20 protein-coding genes and 1 other annotated feature are annotated in these 20081 nt (G+C 47.8%); all 20 genes read right to left on the reverse strand.

The genetic code is table 11. The features are described from left to right. Window positions 1–72: 72 nt before the first annotated feature. The 20 genes from nusG to Q0757_RS15015 all read right to left on the reverse strand — a co-directional run bounded on the left by nusG (window position 73) and on the right by Q0757_RS15015 (window position 19898). On the reverse strand, window positions 73–606 hold the full coding sequence (nusG, locus tag Q0757_RS14920; protein ID WP_298788742.1) for a transcription termination/antitermination protein NusG: 534 nt from the start codon (window positions 604–606) through the stop codon (window positions 73–75). 55 nt (window positions 607–661) lie between these two features. Beyond that, window positions 662–859 carry a preprotein translocase subunit SecE gene (gene secE / locus Q0757_RS14925; RefSeq protein ID WP_298788744.1) on the reverse strand — a complete coding sequence of 66 codons (198 nt, stop codon included), beginning with the start codon at window positions 857–859 and terminating at the stop codon, window positions 662–664. A gap of 297 nt (window positions 860–1156) precedes the next feature. Continuing rightward, window positions 1157–2686: a glycerol kinase GlpK gene (glpK, locus tag Q0757_RS14930; RefSeq protein ID WP_298788746.1), complete on the reverse strand. Its 1530-nt coding sequence runs from the start codon at window positions 2684–2686 to the stop codon at window positions 1157–1159. Between the two features lie 33 nt (window positions 2687–2719). Beyond that, complete coding sequence (locus Q0757_RS14935; RefSeq protein WP_298788748.1) at window positions 2720–3547, reverse strand: MIP/aquaporin family protein; 828 nt, start codon at window positions 3545–3547, stop codon at window positions 2720–2722. Between the two features lie 351 nt (window positions 3548–3898). Next, window positions 3899–4567: an RNA polymerase sporulation sigma factor SigH gene (gene sigH, locus Q0757_RS14940; protein ID WP_298788750.1), complete on the reverse strand. Its 669-nt coding sequence runs from the start codon at window positions 4565–4567 to the stop codon at window positions 3899–3901. 61 nt (window positions 4568–4628) lie between these two features. Next, entirely contained in the window at window positions 4629–5141 is a 513-nt protein-coding gene (locus Q0757_RS14945) for an NYN domain-containing protein (RefSeq protein ID WP_298788752.1), read from the reverse strand. Then, a complete protein-coding gene (gene rlmB, locus Q0757_RS14950; protein WP_298788754.1) occupies window positions 5138–5890 on the reverse strand; it encodes a 23S rRNA (guanosine(2251)-2'-O)-methyltransferase RlmB in 753 nt (250 codons plus the stop codon). The genes Q0757_RS14945 and rlmB overlap by 4 nt, the downstream gene beginning before the upstream one ends. Beyond that, complete coding sequence (locus Q0757_RS14955) at window positions 5887–6303, reverse strand: Mini-ribonuclease 3 (protein WP_298788756.1); 417 nt, start codon at window positions 6301–6303, stop codon at window positions 5887–5889. The genes rlmB and Q0757_RS14955 overlap by 4 nt, the downstream gene beginning before the upstream one ends. Before the next feature lies 1 nt (window position 6304). Further along, complete coding sequence (gene cysS, locus Q0757_RS14960; RefSeq protein ID WP_298788757.1) at window positions 6305–7699, reverse strand: cysteine--tRNA ligase; 1395 nt, start codon at window positions 7697–7699, stop codon at window positions 6305–6307. After that, the gene (epsC, locus tag Q0757_RS14965; protein ID WP_298788759.1) at window positions 7699–8373 is read right to left on the reverse strand and encodes a serine O-acetyltransferase EpsC; all 675 of its coding nucleotides are present in this window, start codon (window positions 8371–8373) and stop codon (window positions 7699–7701) included. Before epsC ends, cysS begins: the two co-directional genes overlap by 1 nt. An 89-nt stretch (window positions 8374–8462) precedes the next feature. Then, window positions 8463–8679, reverse strand: a binding site (T-box leader). A gap of 9 nt (window positions 8680–8688) precedes the next feature. Continuing rightward, window positions 8689–10149, reverse strand: coding sequence for a glutamate--tRNA ligase (gene gltX, locus Q0757_RS14970; protein WP_298788761.1), 1461 nt, complete (start codon window positions 10147–10149; stop codon window positions 8689–8691). A gap of 53 nt (window positions 10150–10202) precedes the next feature. Beyond that, a complete protein-coding gene (ispF, locus tag Q0757_RS14975; RefSeq protein ID WP_298788762.1) occupies window positions 10203–10682 on the reverse strand; it encodes a 2-C-methyl-D-erythritol 2,4-cyclodiphosphate synthase in 480 nt (159 codons plus the stop codon). After that, complete coding sequence (gene ispD / locus Q0757_RS14980; RefSeq protein WP_298788764.1) at window positions 10682–11377, reverse strand: 2-C-methyl-D-erythritol 4-phosphate cytidylyltransferase; 696 nt, start codon at window positions 11375–11377, stop codon at window positions 10682–10684. Before ispD ends, ispF begins: the two co-directional genes overlap by 1 nt. A gap of 240 nt (window positions 11378–11617) precedes the next feature. Next, a complete protein-coding gene (locus tag Q0757_RS14985; protein ID WP_298788766.1) occupies window positions 11618–12742 on the reverse strand; it encodes a PIN/TRAM domain-containing protein in 1125 nt (374 codons plus the stop codon). Window positions 12743–12926: 184 nt separating this feature from the next. Further along, window positions 12927–14315, reverse strand: coding sequence for a DNA repair protein RadA (gene radA, locus Q0757_RS14990; protein ID WP_298788778.1), 1389 nt, complete (start codon window positions 14313–14315; stop codon window positions 12927–12929). A gap of 132 nt (window positions 14316–14447) precedes the next feature. Next, window positions 14448–16904 (reverse strand): ATP-dependent protease ATP-binding subunit ClpC, encoded by a 2457-nt coding sequence (gene clpC, locus Q0757_RS14995; RefSeq protein ID WP_298788767.1) that lies wholly within the window; start codon window positions 16902–16904, stop codon window positions 14448–14450. Window positions 16905–16934: 30 nt separating this feature from the next. Further along, entirely contained in the window at window positions 16935–17999 is a 1065-nt protein-coding gene (locus Q0757_RS15000; RefSeq protein ID WP_298788768.1) for a protein arginine kinase, read from the reverse strand. Continuing rightward, the gene (locus Q0757_RS15005) at window positions 17999–18568 is read right to left on the reverse strand and encodes a UvrB/UvrC motif-containing protein (RefSeq protein WP_298788770.1); all 570 of its coding nucleotides are present in this window, start codon (window positions 18566–18568) and stop codon (window positions 17999–18001) included. Before Q0757_RS15005 ends, Q0757_RS15000 begins: the two co-directional genes overlap by 1 nt. Window positions 18569–18582: 14 nt before the next feature. Beyond that, complete coding sequence (locus tag Q0757_RS15010) at window positions 18583–19047, reverse strand: CtsR family transcriptional regulator (protein ID WP_079475078.1); 465 nt, start codon at window positions 19045–19047, stop codon at window positions 18583–18585. A gap of 140 nt (window positions 19048–19187) precedes the next feature. Next, window positions 19188–19898 (reverse strand): MgtC/SapB family protein, encoded by a 711-nt coding sequence (locus Q0757_RS15015; RefSeq protein ID WP_298788776.1) that lies wholly within the window; start codon window positions 19896–19898, stop codon window positions 19188–19190. Window positions 19899–20081 lie beyond the last annotated feature (183 nt).

Below are 20081 nucleotides of genomic sequence, written 5' to 3' on the forward strand. Positions count from 1 at the left end.
GGATGATTTTATCACCTGCAGCCAAAATAAGCAATGGTTAATTCGTGAGAGAGCGGAAACCGTAAGCCGGCTCTAGATTTTTTCTACTTGAGTAAACTCCAGTTCAACCGGCGTTTCGCGGCCAAACATGTTTACATAAACTTTGACCTTCTGCTTCTCGGCATTAATTTCTTCGACCGTGCCGGTGAAATCAGCAAACGGCCCTTCGGTAACCTTCACTGCTTCTTTAAGTTCAAAGTACACCTCTGCCTTTGGTTCCTTCTCGCCCATCTGACCGAGAATAGCATCTACCTCGTCCGGCAAAAGCGGCGTCGGCTTCGATCCCGCTCCTGTTGAACCGATAAATCCGGTTACTCCAGGCGTATTGCGAACCACGTACCAGGAGTCGTCTGTCATTACCATTTCAACAATGACATACCCTGGAAAAACCTTTTTGGAAACCGTCTTGCTTTTTCCATTTTTGGTTTCTGTTTCTTCTTCCACCGGTACCAGCACACGGAAAATTTTATCCGTCATCCCCATGGATTCCACCCGTTTTTCCAGGTTCGTTTTTACTTTGTTTTCATAGCCCGAATAAGTATGGACTACATACCAGCTTTTTTCCATATCTAGAGTGGGAGCTAAGTCCCTTCCCTCCTTTATTCCAAACGTTCAACCGTTACTACTCCAAAAATATACGAACAAGCTCAGAAAGCCCTAAATCGATAACGGCAAAATAGATCACAAAAAAGATGACAGTCAGCACCGTGACAATTGTATATTTCGTTAGTTCTTTGCGTGTCGGCCATGTAACACGCTTCATTTCCTGCCCTACTTCTTTGAGAAAGCGGATAGGGCCTTTTTTCGTACCCCCAGCCATGCAGCCACCTCCATCAACCGGTGTTTACGGTTATAGAATTATTAATATAAGGTCTCGTACGAACAATGTATCTGCATCTTTTTCTGCATCCATGTACCATCAGACTTCTTTGCCCGGCTTGTTTTCAACCATTAAAAAAACAGCCGCTCCTAAGGGCTCTGCGGTCTGTTTGCTTTAGGTGCACATATATTTCTACCAATATCAATCATAAACAACTTCTGTACTATAATCAAGGAGAAATTAAAGGGCACATAAAAACCGGCGTTCCATAGGGAACGCCGGTCCCTTCATAAATTATTAGTTAGACGACTGAGTTGTTGCTTTCTTTTTTCCCGGCTTGAACGCTCTGGTAGCGTCCACCGCTTCCTTCCAGCCATCGTACAGTTCTGTTCTCGTATCCTCATTAATTTGCGGTTCAAACTGTTTCTCTTTCTTCCACTGCTTTTTCACTTCTTCTTTGCTGCTCCAGAAGCCCGTAGCAATTCCTGCTAAATATGCTGCTCCCATCGCAGTTGTTTCGATAACAGCCGGGCGCTCTACAGGTACACCGACAATATCACTTTGGAACTGCATCAGGAAATCGTTTGAAACGGCTCCACCGTCAACACGGAGAGACTTCACTTCAATACCTGAGTCCGCTTCCATCGCGCCGAGAACGTCTTTCGTCTGATACGCAAGCGATTCAAGCGTAGCTCTTACGAAATGCTCTTTTTCCGTGCCACGGCTGAGTCCAAAGATGGCTCCGCGCGCTTCACTGTCCCAATAAGGAGCTCCGAGCCCTACAAATGCCGGTACAAAGTATACACCGTTCGTATCGTCGACACGCTCTGCGTATTTCTGGCTGTCCGGAGCGTTCGTAAACATCCGCAGGCCATCGCGCAGCCACTGAATAGCCGAGCCGGCTACGAAAATACTTCCTTCAAGAGCATATTCAACTTTTCCGTCAATTCCCCAGGCAATCGTGGTCAATAGTCCGTTATTAGAAGGCACTGGTTTGTCTCCGGTATGCATCAGCATAAAGCAGCCGGTGCCATACGTGTTCTTTGCCATCCCTTTTTCAAAGCATGCCTGGCCGAACAGGGCAGCGTGCTGGTCTCCTGCTACGCCGGCAATCGGAACTTCCTGGCCGAAGAAGTGGTAATCCACCGTATTGGCATACACCTCGGAAGAAGAACGTACTTCCGGAAGCATGCTCTTCGGTACGCCAAGAACCTCAAGCAGTTCGTCGTCCCACTGCAGATCATAAATATTGTACATAAGCGTCCGGCCGGCATTGGTATAGTCTGTTACATGGGCTTTGCCTCCGGACAGCTTCCAGATGAGCCACGTATCAATGGTACCAAACAGAAGATCTCCGTTATCCGCTTTTTCCCGGGCACCGTCCACATTATCGAGGATCCATTTCACTTTCGTTCCCGAGAAATAAGCATCAATCAGGAGTCCCGTTTTATTTCGGAACATTTCACCGTAGCCCTGCTCGTTCAGCTCATTGCAGATGTCCATCGTCTGCCGGGACTGCCATACAATTGCGTTATAGACAGGACGCCCGGTGTGTTTGTCCCATACCACCGCTGTTTCACGCTGGTTCGTGATTCCAATTGCGTTAATCTCTTCAGCCTGGATACCGTTTTCACCAAGCACTTCTGCGAGTACGGCAAGGACAGAGGTCCAGATTTCCTGGGCGTTATGCTCCACCCACCCGGATTTCGGGAAGTACTGCTTGAATTCTCTTTGCGCGGTGCCTACAATTTCTCCTTCTTCGTTAAAAATAATGGCACGCGAGCTTGTTGTTCCCTGGTCGATTGCTAAAATGTATTTCTTCTCCATCCGCCTCATCTCCTCTTTCGTATATAAGTTGTATTAGTTTTTCACTTCAGGGTTGGACATAATCGTTTTGGCAGAGCGCCGGCCCATGTAGTACAGGCCTCCTAAGAAAACTGCTACGATGACCGAGTAAATCATCAGTGCCATTGCGCCTTCTCCTAAGAAGAACGAACGGTAAACCATTGCACCAAACACACCGCCGGCTGCCGGTGCTACTACTGGAATCCAGGCATAGGACCAGTTGGAATCTCTTTTGCCCGGAATTGGAAGCAATGCGTGTGCAATACGCGGACCAAGGTCACGTGCCGGATTGATCGCATACCCGGTCGTACCGCCGAGCGACAGGCCGATCGCTACAATCAGAAAACCGACAATCAGAGGATTCAATCCTTCAGTAAACTGGTTCGCGCCAATTCCTAAAATACCGCCTACAAGAACAGCTGTGCCGATAAATTCGCTCAGAAAGTTGTTAAACCGGTTCGGAAGAGCAGGGTCGGTTGAAAACACACCAAGCTTTGTATTCGGGTCATCCGTTTCCTTCCAGTGCCCGAGAAAGTGAAGATAAACTACTACGCCGCCTAACGCAGCACCAATCAATTGAGCAATAATGTAGCCCGGAACCTGGGACCATGCGAATTCCCCAACAGAAGCAAGACCGAGAGTTACTGCCGGGTTAATGTGCGCTCCGGAGAACTGGCCTACTGCGTAAACTGCCATTGCCACTGCAAACCCCCACCCAAGCGCCACCACAATCCAGCCTCCGCCTTGAGCTTTTGATTTATTCAGACTGATGTTAGCAACTACGCCGCCGCCAAAGATAATAAGAATCATCGTACCGATAAGCTCCGCTAAATAAACAGACATTTTTTCTTCCTCCTTTTTTTATTAAAGCTTACTTATCGTCATAACGTTAGGCGGTTCGTCTTATTATTTGTTGCGGCGCCGCAAGACCCAGACCTTTAACCCCAGTTATTTTCCAGAAAAACGCTTTCATAATAATGAATAAAAATTAGCATGAACAACCGGAAATAACCGGGTGAGCCTAGAAAAAGCCGCACACGTATCCCAATGGAATGACTGGTGTGCGGCTTTCATATACTCAACCTAACGTATTAACTTAAATAAATCTTACCACTATGAGAAAACGCTGTCAATAACTTGTCACATAATTATTTTTGATTTTTCTGAAATTAAAAGGTGTGCAAAGCCCGTCCTTCAAGAGATTAACGCATTCCACTCTTCACAGTTTTCGAGTTTTCGCTTGATTCTCTGAAGCGCATTGTCGATTGATTTATTTCTTCTGCCGAGCAGTCCGGACATCTCCTGATAGGAACGGCCATCGATGTACAGCTGCAGCACCTGCTGTTCAAGTTCACTCAGCACACTGCCAATTTTCGTTTCCATGTCCTCCTGATTCTCTCTGATAATCAGCAGATCCTCCGGACTTTTGGCGTGGGTCTCTACTAAAATATCAAGCAGCGGGCGTTCCGAATCTTCCTCATACACTGGCTTATCCAACGAGATATATGAGTTCAGCGGCGAATGCTTCTGTCTCGTCGCCGTCTTTATAGCTGTAATGATCTGCCTTGTAATACACAACTCAGCAAAGGCACGGAAAGAGGATAGTTTGTCCCCCCGGAAATCTCGTACAGCTTTATACAGCCCGATCATTCCTTCTTGTATAATATCTTCATAATCTCCCCCGATGAGAAAATACGATCGCGATTTCGCCCGCACTAAATGCCGGTATTTCTCAATCAGTCGTTCTAACGCCTGGTTATCGCCTGCACGTGCAAATTCAATCAGTATTTCATCTTCGGTTCGGGTGGTTTGACGTTGTTCCGGTTTCTTGAGGTCTGTACTCAATACAATCCCTCCGCCCATGCGCGTAGTAGTATAAATATAGCAATCATTATATCGGAGTGTTCATAAGAGCGTCAACTGCCTACAAATCCCTTTTGCGCCATTTGTCGAAAATTTCTGCCATTTCTTCCGTAATAGGAAGAGTAGTCTTATGAATTGCCTTTTTTTGATTTTCAAGCTGTTCTTCGATGCCTTTTTCGACAAGCTTTGTTTCATGCCGGAGCTCCCGTGCTGATTTTCTTAATGCCCCGCTCCCAAACGTCATTGACTGTTCAGCATAATCAGAGGTGGCGACGTGTACCCTCGTTTCCACGTTTTTTAACTCTCCGACTAATTTTTCGATGCGCTCATCAGCTGTTTCGTGTTCTCTCGTATATACTACCTCCACACGTTTCAGCTGATAGTTTTTCCCAATGCCGGGAACCATATGGGCGTCGAAAACAACAATAACTCTCCATCCTTTATACGCCTGGTACTCCGCCATGGCATCAATAAGCCGGTCCCGTGCCTCTTCCAGATGACCGGCCCGGAGCGGCTTCAGCTCCGGCCAGTCGCCAATCACGTTATATCCATCTACGAGAAGAATGTCCTTCATGGTGTCTGCCTGCCCTTCTCCTGTCTTTTACGCATCACTTCATACATTAGAACACCACCGGCGACAGAAGCGTTCAATGAAGTAACTGCTCCGTGCATCGGAATCTGTACCAGAAAGTCACAGGCTTCCTTTACAAGCCGGCTCAATCCCTTTCCTTCGTTTCCGATTACCAGAGCAAGCGGCATGTCTGCCTGCATCTGCCTGTAATCAGAGGCGTTCTCTATTCCCGTCCCGGCTATCCAAAGGCCTTTTTCCTTTAATTCATCGAGCGTTTTATTAATGTTTGTTACACGGACTACCGGCACGTATTCGACGGCTCCGGCCGATGTTTTTACTACGGTTTGGGTCACACCTGCAGCCCGTCTTTTCGGAATAATGACGCCGTGTACGCCAGAGGCATTCGCCGTCCGTATCATGGAACCCAGATTATGAGGATCCTCCACCCCGTCCAGGACGAGGAAAAAAGGGTCCTCATGCTGCTTTTCTGCTTTTCGGAATAAATCCTCCATTCCTGCGTACTGATAAGCCGGCACAGCCGCCGCTACTCCCTGGTGTACGCCTGCATCGAGCTCATCAAGTTTTTTCTTTGAAACCTCCTGCACTGCTATTCCTTTTTTTCCTGCCAGAGCTCTTATTTCCTGTGCTGCTCCTTTTTTGGCAGTATCTGCGATCATAATTCTTTCAATTTTCCGGTCGGCTTTCAACGCTTCTATAACAGGATTTTTCCCCGCGATCCATTCCTGGCTCATAATGACTGGCCTCTTTCTTGTGTTTTGTCTATCGCAAATGCAATAATTTCGTTCACCCGTTCCTGTCTGCCGGCAAAATACAGATACCCAATCACTGCTTCAAACGCTGTACTCATACGGTAGGTGGCCAGGTCCGTGTTTTTGGGGATGCTTCCGGATTTCGCGTTGCGTCCACGTCTGGCCACGGCTGTCTCCTCTTCAGTTAAATACCTTTCCTCCCACATGGACCGAAGCACTTCCGCCTGGGCCTGAGCCGATACGTAGGAGGTAGCCTGCTTATGCAGCTCCTGCGGCCGCACTTTCCCTTCCGAAATTAAATAATGACGGATGTGGGTTTCAAGCACTGCATCTCCCATATACGCAAGCGCCAGAGCATTTAACTGCTTTTCATCTACTTTACTATAGTTTATCATGCTACTTCCTCTTCCACCGGGTTCCCTGCGGCGTATCTTCTAATAAAATTCCGTCGTTCTCGAGCTGATCCCGGATTTCATCGGCACGGGCAAAGTTTTTATTTTTTCTTGCTTCCACCCGCTCTTTGAGAAGCTGTTCGATGTCTTCATCGAGCATTTCCTCCTCTTTTTCCAAAGATACCCCCAGCACGTCCCCAATTTCTGTCATCGTTTCAATAATCGCATCCAGTGAGGCGATACTTGTCTGTGGCTGCTGCATATATTTATTTGCTTCCCGGGCCAGGTCAAACAGTACACTGATGGCATTTGCCGTGTTGAAGTCATCATCCATTTCCTCCAGAAAGCGCGCCTTGGCCCGTTCGGCCGCCTCCCGGCCTTCCCCGCTGCCGCCGTCCGCACTTTCACCCCGGCGGTGCTTGACGTTTTCAAGCGTGGAGCGCAGCCGCTCCAGCCCGGCTCTGGCCGATTCAAGCAAATCGTTATCAAAGTTAATAGGATTGCGGTAGTGCGCCTGCATCATGAAAAAGCGGATCACTTCCGGATCGTGCTGCTGAATCATGTCATGCACCAGCACGAAATTTCCGAGAGATTTCGACATTTTTTCATTATTAATATTAATATAGCCGTTGTGCATCCAGTAGTTGGCCATCGGCTTGCCGGTCAATGCTTCCGTCTGGGCAATTTCGTTTTCGTGGTGGGGGAATTTTAAATCCTGGCCGCCGGCATGAATATCTATAGTGTCTCCCATATATTTCTTCACCATCGCCGAGCATTCAATATGCCATCCCGGGCGCCCTTCGCCCCACGGGCTGTTCCACGCAATTTCGTTTTCCTTCGCTTTTTTCCAGAGCGTGAAATCCATCGGGTCCTCTTTCTGCTCGCCTACTTCGATTCGCGCACCCATTTGCAGATCTCCGACCGACTGCGAGGAAAGCTTTCCGTAGTTTTTGAATTTCTTTGTGCGGTAATACACATCGCCGTTTGATTCATAGGCAAATCCTTTTGCGATCAGCTGCTCGATAAACTCGACCATTTCTGTCACTGTTTCGGTCGCCCGCGGATGAAGATCCGCTTTTTCAACTCCGAGCGATTCGATATCTTCAAGGTACGTGTCGATAAAACGATTAGCGAGCACCGGCACTTCTTCATTCATTTCCTGGGCAGCTTTAATAATTTTGTCATCCACATCGGTGAAATTCGACACGTAGTACACATTGTATCCACGGTACATCAGATAGCGGCGGACAGCATCAAAAACAATAGCAGGACGGGCGTTGCCGATATGAATGTAGTTGTACACAGTCGGCCCGCACACGTACATTGTGATCCGGTCCGGGTCTATCGGTTGAAACAGTTCTTTTTGATTGGTTAATGAATTGTATATATGAATCGCCATTACTGCTCTCTTCCTTTCACCGATTGTTCATGGTCTGCGCTTTCGTGCTCCGGGAGCCGCTCTTTCAGCATTTCGATCTCCTCTTCAAGTGAACGAAGCTTGTCAGCTACCGGGTCCGGTAGGTTCTGGTGGTCGAGCGAGTTTCTGTTGATCTTGACGCCATCCTGCACAACCACCTTTCCCGGAATGCCGACGACCGTCGAGTTGGGCGGCACTTCATTTAATACGACCGAACCTGCACCGATGCGGGAATGCTTTCCAATCGTCATGGAACCGAGCACCTTAGCCCCGCTTGCGATTAATACATGATCTTCAATCGTCGGATGCCGCTTGCCTTTTTCTTTACCCGTACCGCCTAAAGTGACTCCCTGGAAAATCGTTACATTATCACCGATTTCACACGTTTCCCCGATAACGACTCCCATGCCGTGGTCGATAAATAGCCGTTCGCCAACTACGGCTCCTGGATGAATTTCAATTCCGGTAATAAAACGGCTGAGCTGTGAAATTACCCGTGACAGGAAAAACATTTTTTTCTTCCACAGCCAATGAGCGAAACGATGTGACCATACAGCGTGAACACCTGCATACGTGAAGACCACCTCCAGACGGTTCCGTGCTGCCGGGTCCTGGTCAAACACGACGTCCAAATCATTTTTCAGCGTTTTCCACATGGTGCTTCCCCACTTTCTATGCCTTCTCTCAAGCTTTCATATTTGTATGCTTAGTATATCAATAAAAAAAGCGTCTCTGTGCGAATTCGCACAGAGACGCTTTTTTAGCGCGGTTCCACTCTGTTTAAGCGCCGGGACAGGCACTTCTCTTTTTGCCATAACGGAGCACGCCGCCGCTGCCTACTATATTCAGCAGAGGACTCCAGGACGCATTTCAAAAACCGGCTCAGTGCCCTCTCTCAGCCACCGGAGAGCATCTCTGTATAAAGCCTGTTGTTTTTTACTTCTTCCTGTCATAGTTTTACAGATATTTATTTATGAAGAGAGAACCTGCTGCAGCCTTGCCTGTACAACGTTTCTTCCAAGGAGCGAAATAGCTACCGGCAGCTCCGGTCCATGCGTCTGACCAGTTGTCGCCACCCGGACCGGCATAAACAGCTGCTTGCCCTTATAGCCTGTCGCTTTCTGGGTAGCCTTTACCGCTTTTTTCACCGTTTCCGGTTCAAAGTCCGGAGCCTCGTCCAGCTCTTTTGAGAAGTGCTCCAGCACGGTGCTTACATGCTCCTGCTCGAGCACCTCACGGGCTTCCTGGGTATAGTCAATTTCTGTTTTGAAGAACAAATCTGTCAGCTCGACAATTTCTGCTGCATAATGCATTTGCTCCTGATAGATGCCGACAAGCTGCTTCAGCCACTCGTACTGTTCTTCCGAAAGCTTTGCCGGCAGCTTTCCTGCTTCCTGAAGATGCGGAAGTGCAAGCAGTGTCAGACGCTCTGTGTCCGCTTCTTTTACATACTGATTGTTCATCCAGGCAAGCTTGTCCGTATCAAAGACCGCCGGGGCCTTGGAGACCCTCTCAAGCGAAAACTGTTCTTTTAATTCTTCAATGGTAAACAGCTCTTCTTCTCCTTTTGGAGACCACCCGAGCAGCGCCAGGAAGTTCACGATAGCTTCCGGCAGGTATCCAAGATCACGGTATTGTTCGACAAATTGGATGACAGATCCGTCACGCTTGCTCATTTTCTGGCGGTTCGGATTTAAAATCAGTGATGCGTGGGCAAAACGCGGCTTTTCCCAGTCAAAGGCATCATAGACCAGCGCCTGCCGCGGTGTATTGGAAAGATGCTCTTCTGCACGGATCACGTGGGAAATTTCCATCAAATGATCATCAATAACTACCGCAAAGTTGTATGTTGGTATGCCGTCTTTACGGGCTATGACAAAGTCCCCAATGTCGTTGGACTCGAAAATAACGTTTCCTCTTACCACGTCATCAATGATGACGCTCTGTCCTTCCGGAACACGAAAACGAACGACCGGCTTAATCCCCTGGTCTTCGTATGCTTTCCGCTGCGCCGGCGTAAGGTCTCTGTCACGCCCGCTGTATTTCGGCGCTTCCCCACGGGCCATCTGCTCTTCTCGTTCCTGGGCAAGCTCTTCTTCTGTCATGTAGTCGTAATAGGCCTTGCCTTCATCGAGAAGACGTTGGACGTATTCTTTATACAGATCGATTCTCTCCATCGACTGATAAGGCGCATGCGGGCCGCCGACATCCACGCTTTCATCCCATTCGATGCCAAGCCAGCGCAGGCTTTCCATTAAACGGGCAGTAGCATCTTCCACGTTACGCTCCTGATCTGTATCTTCAATGCGCAGAATAAAATCTCCACCCTGGCTTCTGGCAAATAAATAATTAAACAGTGCCGAGCGCGCTCCTCCGATATGAAGATGGCCGGTCGGACTCGGCGCAAACCGTACACGTACTTTTTCACTCATTTCCTTCACCCTCCGTAGACTTTCTTTTTTATATCCTCTATTTTTACATATATTTAATCAGCCGGCTGCAGAAGTACAACAGCATGAGCAGCAATACCTTCTTTTCGGCCGACAAACCCAAGCTTTTCTGTAGTCGTCGCTTTTACGTTCACCTGGTCCTCTGTTTCTGCTTCAAGCAGTTCACCGATCCGCTTTTTCATTTCCGGAATGTGCGGTGCCATTTTTGGCTGCTGGGCCAGTATAGTCGCATCGACATTTCCAAGCTTCCATCCCTGTGCTTGTACAAGACTGCAGGCATGAGAAAGCAGGTCTGCAGAATCAGCATCTTTAAATTCCGGATCCGTGTCCGGAAAATGCCTGCCGATATCGCCCAGCCCGACTGCCCCCAGTATCGCATCTGTTACTGCATGAAGTAAAACGTCCGCATCCGAATGTCCAAGGAGTCCTTTATCGTGAGGAATGTTTATGCCTCCCAGTATTAAAGGGCGGCCTTCCTGCAGCTGGTGTACATCATATCCATGTCCAATTCTCATTACTTTCTTCCCTCTCTTCGCTTCTGCAAAATCGCCCGGGCCACCACCATGTCTTCAGGAGTAGTCAGCTTGATGTTATCGTAGCTTCCTTCCACAATCTTTACCGGCCGGCCCATGTATTCTACCAGGCTGGTATCGTCTGTGCCGATAATCTGGTGGGCCGCTGCGTAATCGTAGGCCTCCATCACCACTGCTGCCTGAAACGCCTGTGGAGTCTGTACTGCCCACAAGCTGGAACGGTCGATCGTTTCAAGCACCGTCGCCCCATCGGTACGTTTGACGGTATCTTTCATTTTTGTGCCAAGCACCGCTGCCCCCGTTTGCTCGGCCTGTTCCACGAGGCGGTGGATATCTTCCTGTTCGACGAACGGGCGGGCCCCGTCGTGCACCAGAACGACCCGGTGCTCGGGAAGAAGGCGTTTCAACCCTTCATGCACACTATTCTGGCGTTCGTTTCCGCCCACGACCACCTGCTTTACCTTCCGAATGCCCCACTCTTCGAAAAGCTCTTCCATGTCATAAATTTCTGAAGCGTTGGCAACAACAATAATTTCTCTACACCACGGGTCCTGCTCGAAAACAGATGCAGTATGAATTATTAATGGCCGTTCTTCTAAAACGAGAAATTGTTTATTATGGCCTGCCTGCATTCGTTTCCCCTGGCCGGCTGCAGGAATGACTACCGCATAGTTCATAGTACCTCTCCAATTTCAAGACATTGTAGTCCCGGTGTTATGTAACGCGTTTTCTCTGCTCTTACAGCAAAGTGCGCCTGTTAATAATATGCTGATACCCGAAAAACGCCCTATATATTCTACCGCGCCGCTTATCAAACATTAATTTTACCAAAACTTGCCCTAAAGGAAAAGCTGCCGGCTGTTTATATCTGATGGAAATCTGCATAAAAAAGCCCTGCGCAGGCACAGGGCATCTCATTATAAAGCTTTTTCGCGTTTTGATACCTTTGGTTTTGCAAATATCATCCGTCCCGCACTCGTCTGCAGAACGCTCGTAACTACCACTTCTATTTCCTGGCCGATATAGCCTTTCCCGCTTTCGACTACAATCATTGTGCCATCGTCTAAGTATCCAATCCCCTGGCTTTGTTCCTTCCCGTCCTTGATCACCTGGACCATCATTTCCTCGCCAGGAAGAACTACCGGTTTGACCGCATTCGCCAAATCATTAATGTTTAACACGCTGACACCCTGCAGATCGCACACCTTATTTAAGTTAAAGTCATTGGTCACAACAATACCATTTCGTACTTTCGCAAGCTTCACCAGCTTGCTGTCCACTTCATGAATGTCTTCAAAATCAGTATCCGTAATTTCTACTTCGATAGGAAGTTCCTTTTGAATACGGTTTAGGATATCGAGTCCGCGACGACCCCGGTTACGCTTTAATACATCTGAAGAATCCGCAATATGCTGAAGCTCTTCAAGTACAAATTCCGGGATCACCAGTTTCCCCTCAATAAATCCTGATTGGCAGATATCTGCAATCCGCCCGTCAATAATCACGCTTGTATCGAGCAGCTTCTCCCATGCCTGATTTTCTTCTGAAGCGGCTGCAGCTGCCAGCGCTGCTTCTTCCTTTGCCGCAGCGTTTTTTGAGCTTGAAAAAAGACCCAACAGCTCATCACGCTTTTTAAATCCAATCTGGAAGCCAAAATAGCCGCAGAAAAAGGATAAAAATAAGGGAAGCACGGAATCAATTACGGGAATACGGATAGAATTGAGCGGAAGGGAAATAAGAAAGGCGACCACCAGTCCGAAAATCAGTCCGAGCGTACCGAACAACACGTCTGTGACAGGAGCTTTCACGACCTTCTCTTCCAGGAATCGCATGCCGTTGACGATTGGCCCCGCGATCCAAAGGCTCACGGCCCAAAACACAAACCCCACGATTACCGCTCCAACAGTAGCGCCGATATAGGTGTTGTAGACCCAGTCAGGAAACGTATAAAAAGGAAATAAAGAAATAAGTTCAGGAATATAAAGAAATCCTAACGTAATACCGGCAAGAACAAAAAATAACTGTACAATCTTTTCCAACACTTTCCAAACACCTCCTTAAGTGTATTATAAACATTTTTCCTCTGGTACAAACCACTAACGTCATATTTATCATAACTTTGGACAATTTGATACAATATGTTCATAAAATCGTTGAATTTTCTTAATTATTAGGTAAAAGGATAGTGAAGGTCCTACTAGAGCGATCAGGACCTTCATCTTTAATTTATCTGAGCGGCGCCGGGTCGAGTGCAGCGTCCAGTGCTTCTTCAAGCGTTTTGACGCCTACTACCTGAATGCCTTCGGGAAATGTCCAGCCACCGATGTTCTTCGATGGAATTATCGCCCGTGAAAATCCAAGCTTCGCTGCTTCTTTCACGCGCTCCTCCACCCGGGAAATACGCCGGATTTCTCCGGTAAGACCGACTTCTCCCATGACAATGTCTCCCGGGTTCGTGGATTGGTTCCGAAAGCTCGAGGCAACACATATAGCAATACCAAGATCAACTGCCGGTTCGTCGAGCTTCACGCCTCCGGCGACGTTAATATAGGCATCCTGGTTTTGAAGAAGCATGCCAAGACGCTTTTCAAGCACTGCCATCAGAAGTGCAATCCGGTTCTGATCGATTCCTGTAGCTGTCCGGCGCGGGTAAGCATAGCTCGTAGGGGCGATCAGTGCCTGCAGTTCTACAAGCACCGGCCGGGTCCCCTCCAGAGAAGCTACAACAGCCGAGCCCGATGTGCCTTCCGTCCGCTCTTCGAGAAAGATTTCTGAAGGATTTGTTACTTCCTTCAGGCCTGCCTCTTTCATTTCAAAGATCCCGATTTCATTCGTCGAGCCAAATCTATTTTTCACGGCCCGTAAAATCCGGTACGTATTATGCTGCTCGCCTTCAAAGTAAAGCACGGAATCCACCATATGCTCGAGCATTTTCGGTCCGGCAATCGACCCCTGCTTAGTCATGTGTCCTACAACAAATACAGCAATGCCCTGATTTTTTGCAATGTGCATAAAGGTCGAGGTTGATTCACGCACCTGCGCTACGCTTCCGGGCGCCGACTGAATTTCATCCGAATGGACGGTCTGAATCGAATCGATAATTACAAGATCCGGCTTCACTTCCTCCATCGCCGCTTCGATCCGCTCCATATTTGTTTCTGTAAAGACAAACAGCGTATCTGCTTCCACACCGAGGCGTTCCGCTCTCATTTTCGTCTGCTTGACCGATTCCTCTCCGGAAACATAAAGGACACGGTACTTCTGAGAAGCAAGCAGAGCAGAAACCTGCAGAAGCAGCGTTGACTTCCCGATCCCCGGGTCTCCCCCGACCAACACGAGTGATCCGGGCACGATCCCCCCGCCTAACACTCTGTTTAGTTCGCCTACAGACGTTGAAATGCGGTTTTCCTTTTCTCCAGTCACCTGGGTAATCGGTGTCGGTTTGTCAGCTTCGCTGAATACATTTGCCGCCGGTCGTCGGCCTGCTTTCGATGCCGGAGCTTCCTTTTCTTCTACCATCGTATTCCAGTTGTTGCAGGCTGGACAGCGCCCCATCCACTTTTGAGTTTCATACCCGCACTCCTGGCAGACAAATTTTGTTTTTGCTTTTGCCATACGATCCTCCTCTTTTACTACGAGCTGTATCCATTTTTCGTTTCGATTCCACACGATTTTATCGTTCATAAAAAGAAAAACAGCTGCCCCCTGACATCAATATGCCACAAGGCAGCTGTTTCGAGTATAGCTTTATTGCGCTTTCGCCGTGCCTGATTTCGTTTCAACAATGAATTCGTCATCTTTCACGTCAATCACAGCAGTGTTGCCTTCTTCAAGCGTGCCTTTAAGCAGCTCGTCGGATAAACGGTCTTCCACGTGACGCTGCAGAGCACGTCTGAGCGGCCGGGCCCCGTATTCAGGGTCAAAACCTTCATCGGCAATCTTATCGAGTGCTGCATCGGTAATTTCAATGCTGATACCGTGCTCTTCCACACGCTTTTTAAGCTGTTCTGTCATTAAGCGCACAATCTTTTTGATGTGCTCTTTTTCCAGGCTGTGGAAGACAATGATTTCATCCAGACGGTTAATAAATTCAGGACGGAACGTATTTTTCAGCTCGCCCATGATTTTATCCCGCATATCATCGAATTTCTGCTCGGTGGACTGGGCCGCAAAGCCGACACTTTTATTCTGGCGCAGCGTGCTTGCCCCGACGTTAGAGGTAAGGATCAGCGCTGTATTTCTAAAGTCGACCCGGCGTCCTTTAGAGTCGGTAAGAAAACCGTCTTCAAGTACCTGAAGCAGAATGTTAAATACTTCCGGGTGCGCTTTTTCAATTTCGTCCAGCAAAATCACGGAATACGGATTGCGGCGCACTTTTTCTGTCAGCTGTCCGCCTTCTTCATAGCCGACATAGCCTGGAGGAGAACCGACCAGGCGGCTCGTCGCGTGCCGTTCCATATATTCGGACATATCGATTCGGATAATCGACTCTTCATCGCCAAATAACGTTTCTGCAACTGCACGGGCCAGTTCCGTCTTACCTACACCGGTAGGTCCGAGGAAAATAAAGGAACCAATTGGACGTTTCGGATCCTTCAAGCCGGCACGGGCACGGCGCACTGCTTTGGAAATAGCATTGACTGCTTCGTCCTGGCCGACGACCCGGTTATGCAGGATATCTTCCATATGAAGCAGGCGGTCTGTTTCTTCTTCTGCAAGCTTGGATACCGGAACACCGGTCCAGCTTGAAACCACCTGGGCAATGTCTTCTGTCGTAATTGCAGAGTTTTCCTGTCCCTGCTTTTCTTTCCATTCATTTTTCATCTCTTCGACTTCTGCACGAAGCCGTTGTTCGGAATCACGGAGCGAGGCCGCTTTTTCGAATTCCTGGCTCTGCACGGCCGCATCTTTTTCCTTGCGTGTTTCTTCGAGATTCTGCTCAAGTTCTTTCAGGTTCGGCGGCGCTGTGTAAGAACGCAGACGCACCCGTGAACCGGCTTCATCGATTAAGTCGATCGCTTTATCCGGGAGGAAACGGTCCGAAATATACCGGTCGGATAATTTCACTGCCTGTTCAATCGCTTCATCCCCGATAGTTACCCGGTGGTGGGCTTCGTAACGGTCTCTCAGACCGGCAAGAATTTGAATAGATTCTTCAAGTGTCGGTTCATTCACCTGAATTGGCTGGAAACGACGCTCAAGCGCAGCATCTTTTTCAATATATTTCCGGTATTCATCCAGAGTGGTGGCACCGATGCATTGAAGCTCTCCACGTGCAAGTGACGGCTTCAGGATGTTCGAGGCATCGATTGCACCTTCTGCGCCGCCGGCCCCGATTAATGTATGCAGTTCATCAATGAACAACAGCACATTTCCGGACTGACGGATTTCTTCCATTACCTTCTTCAAACGGTCTTCAAATTCACCGCGGTATTTCGTGCCGGCAACTACAGTACCCATATCGAGAGTCATAACCCGTTTATTGCGGAGCGTTTCCGGCACTTCATTGGAAACGATCGACAATGCCAGGCCTTCAGCGATAGCTGTTTTACCTACACCAGGCTCCCCGATAAGAACCGGGTTGTTTTTTGTCCGGCGGCTTAATACCTGAATAACACGTTCAATTTCCTGGCTTCTTCCGATGACCGGATCGAGGCCTTCTTCTTTCGCTACTGCCGTCAAATCCCTTGCTAAACTGTCAAGAGTCGGCGTATTGGCACTCCCGCCTGCTCCTGGAGCCTGCTGGCTGCCAGAGCTCGAAGCTCCTTCATTGCTTCCGAGAAGCTGAAGCACCTGCTGACGGGCTTTGTTCAGACTAACACCAAGATTATTCAGTACCCGGGCTGCAACGCCTTCCCCTTCACGGATTAGGCCGAGCAGAATGTGTTCTGTGCCCACATAGGAATGGCCAAGCTTTCTTGCTTCATCCATGGAAAGCTCAATAACTTTTTTCGCCCTTGGGGTATAATGAATTGTTTTCGATCCCTGCTGACCGGTGCCTATAAGGGTTTCCACCTCCTGCTGAATCTGGTCTGTATCCAAATTCAGTGCCTGCAGAGCTTTGGCAGCAATACCCTCACCTTCACGCACTAAACCGAGCAGAATATGCTCTGTTCCTATATTATTATGGCCAAGGCGGATAGCTTCTTCCTGAGCTAGCGCCAATACTTTTTGCGCTCGTTCTGTAAAACGGCCGAACATCATGTTGCACGCACCTCCTACGCATTGGTGAATCTATAATTCAAGTTTTATTCTTTCACGGATCACATTTGCCCGTCTTATATCTGCTTCTTCCTGAGTCAGTGATTCTCCTGCATACTGTTCAAGAAAACCAGGCTGAGTCAGTAACATAAGTTCATTTAAAATATTACCCGAAATCCCTTTAATTAAATCCAGATCGATACCAAGTCTTACGTCTGACAAACGATTGGCCGCCTCTTTGGTCGTCATCGTGCGGCTGTATGCAAGGATACCGTAAGACCTGAACACCCGGTCTTCGAGCTTTACCTTTGAAGAGCTAAGAAGGGATTCGCGTGCATGGCGTTCTCTTTGAATCACCTGCATTACTACACCGCGAAGATCTTCGATGATATCTTTTTCAGATTTTCCCAGTGTCATCTGGTTGGAAATTTGAAAAAGGTTTCCGAGTGCTTCACTGCCCTCTCCATAAATACCTCTCACGACCAGGCCAAGCTGGTGAATAGCCGGAAGAATACGGCTAAGCTGATTGGTCCAGACTAAAGCGGGCAGGTGTACCATTACTGAAGCTCTCATACCTGTACCCACATTTGTCGGACAGCTTGTTAAGTAACCGAGCCGTTCGTCAAACGCATAGGTGAGGTTTGCTTCCGCCCAATCATCCAGACGGTCAGCTTCATTATAACATTCTTCAAGCTGCATGCCGTTACTCAGACATTGAAGACGCAAATGATCTTCCTCATTAACCATAATACTGATTGATTCATCGTTATTCAAAAGAACAGCACTATGTTCCATGTTTTTTATTAAATACGGGCTGACGAGATGCTTTTCCACCAGTACCTGCCGTTCATTCGGGCGAAGCTCATTCATGTTCAACGCTTCAAGAGAGCCTACTTCTTCTGATTGATTCAACAGAGTGGAGGAAGCGTAGCGCAGAAGTGTTGCACTTGCTTCTTCTGAAGCAAACACAGGGAAGGGGTACTGCTCTATATTACGGGCAAGCCGGACCCTGGTGCTAAGAGCAATATCGCCTTCCGGCCCCGGGCCTTCCTGCATCCATGGACTGATCGCTTCTGAAAAAAAGTGTTCGGATGCCATCAGCTGTCTTCCTCCCTTCCCTGAAACTGTTTTTCAAGGGTACGGATTTCATCCCTTAATTCCGCAGCCTTTTCAAACTCTTCATTTTGGACGAGGATGGTAATCTGGCGTTTTTTCTCATCCAGCTCCCTTTGGGCATGCAGCTTTTCATGCCTGTGCTTTGGAACCTTGCCGGTATGATTGGTATTGCCGCTGTGCACCCGGCGAAAAACAGGGGTCAGCTTCGATTCAAATGCGTGATAGCAATGAGCACAGCCCAAACGGCCGGTTTTAGTGAACTGTTTATACGTCAGTCCGCAATTGTCGCATGTGAGCGGCCTGGCTGCTTTTTTCGGCTGTTTCTTTTCAGCATTTCCAGCTGTGTTGGACTGATCCATGTTTAATAAGTCCGACAATAAGTCCTGGATTGTATAGCCGCCCGCAGCCGACATGAAAGAATGCTCCGTTTCAGAAGATTCCCCCTGTTCTTTTGCGCACTCTTCGCATAAATGAAGCTCTGTTTTAGCTCCATTCACGATTTTCGTGTAATGCAAAGAGGCCGGCCGCTGACCGCAATTCTGACAGATCATATATCTTCCCTCCCTTATTCATAGCGCAGACTTTCTATCATAGCTTGCATGATCCGCGCACGAACAATATCCCTTTCTTCTGGATACTTTAAGGCCAGTATAGACCTATCAACTGCCGCAAGCATCAAATTTGCTTCACGTTTATTCACGACTTTTTCCTCAAACAAACGCATAATAACGCTCTCAGCTGTTCTTTGATCAATCCCGTGTCCCACAAGATCTGAAACTTGCCGAAGCAGTTCTGCGTGATCTGAAATTTTAGCCCTTGTAATTCGTATATACCCGCCACCGCCACGTTTACTCTCTACTACATAGCCTTTTTCAATAGTGAAACGCGTGCTTATAACATAATTAATCTGGGAGGGAACACACTCAAAACGCTTTGCAAGTTCACTTCTTTTAATTTCAATTAAATCCTGTTCACTCTGTGTTAAAATTTGTTTCAAATAATTTTCAATAACATCAGACATGCTTTTCATTCCCGCGACCTCCTCTCCGCCCCGGTTCGTCTTGCTATTATCAAAAAATTGATTTTGACTATCTTTGACTATAATATATAATATTATTCAGTTGTTTTCAAGCTAGAGAAAGGCAAAATGAAAAATCCGTCCTGTGATAATCAATCATAGGACGGATTCAGCTCTATTTCTTTTATGCTATCTATTTTATATAAAGACTGATACAGTTCTGTTTCAGTCACGCCTCCCGGCAGATGAATTTTAATATAATAATGAAGCAGAGGTGTTTCGTCTTCGTCAAATTCCTTACCCTTTATTTTCTGAACCTGAACCTCCATACTTTCGAGTCGCTGAATCGTTTCGCCAAGCTCGTTAGCTTTTTTATCCATAGCTATAAACAATACGTCTGTATCAGAAACGTTTTTAAACCATTTGTCTACATGATTTAAAAAGATAAGACTTGTCAATACAATGACTGTTGCAGCAATACCAGCAAAAAACATACCAGCTCCTATAGTTAACCCGATTGCAGCGACTATCCAGATGGAGGCAGCAGTGGTCAGCCCCCGGATAGAGGCGCCCTGAACTATAATAGTGCCAGCACCCAGGAAGCCAATCCCGCTTATCACATAAGAGGCCAAACGTGAAGGATCATAAGCAACCAGATCACTGTTTTGGTTTAAATAATCCTGGAAGCCAAATAAAGCAAGCAGCATTACTAAGCAGGACCCGGTCCCCACCAGCATATGGGTTCGAAAACCAGCTGGATGGCCTTTCGATTCCCGCTCAATTCCTATTACTCCCGCCAAAAAGGCAGCAAGAATTAAACGAATGAGTATAATAATTGATTCATATTCCATCCACTGCTCCATCTGAATCACATCCTTTCTCTTATCATATCTTATCTTTTTTGCTTTGTTTAAAAAGCCTATCATATAAAAAAACCGCTTCCCTCCGAAAAGGGAAACGGTTTAACTCGCCCGGCAGCGATCTACTTTCACGGGGGGAGAACCCCCGGCTATCATCAACGCTGAAGAGCTTAACTTCCGTGTTCG

This window comes from uncultured Marinococcus sp. (genome assembly GCF_947493875.1).
GTDB lineage: Bacteria > Bacillota > Bacilli > Bacillales > Marinococcaceae > Marinococcus.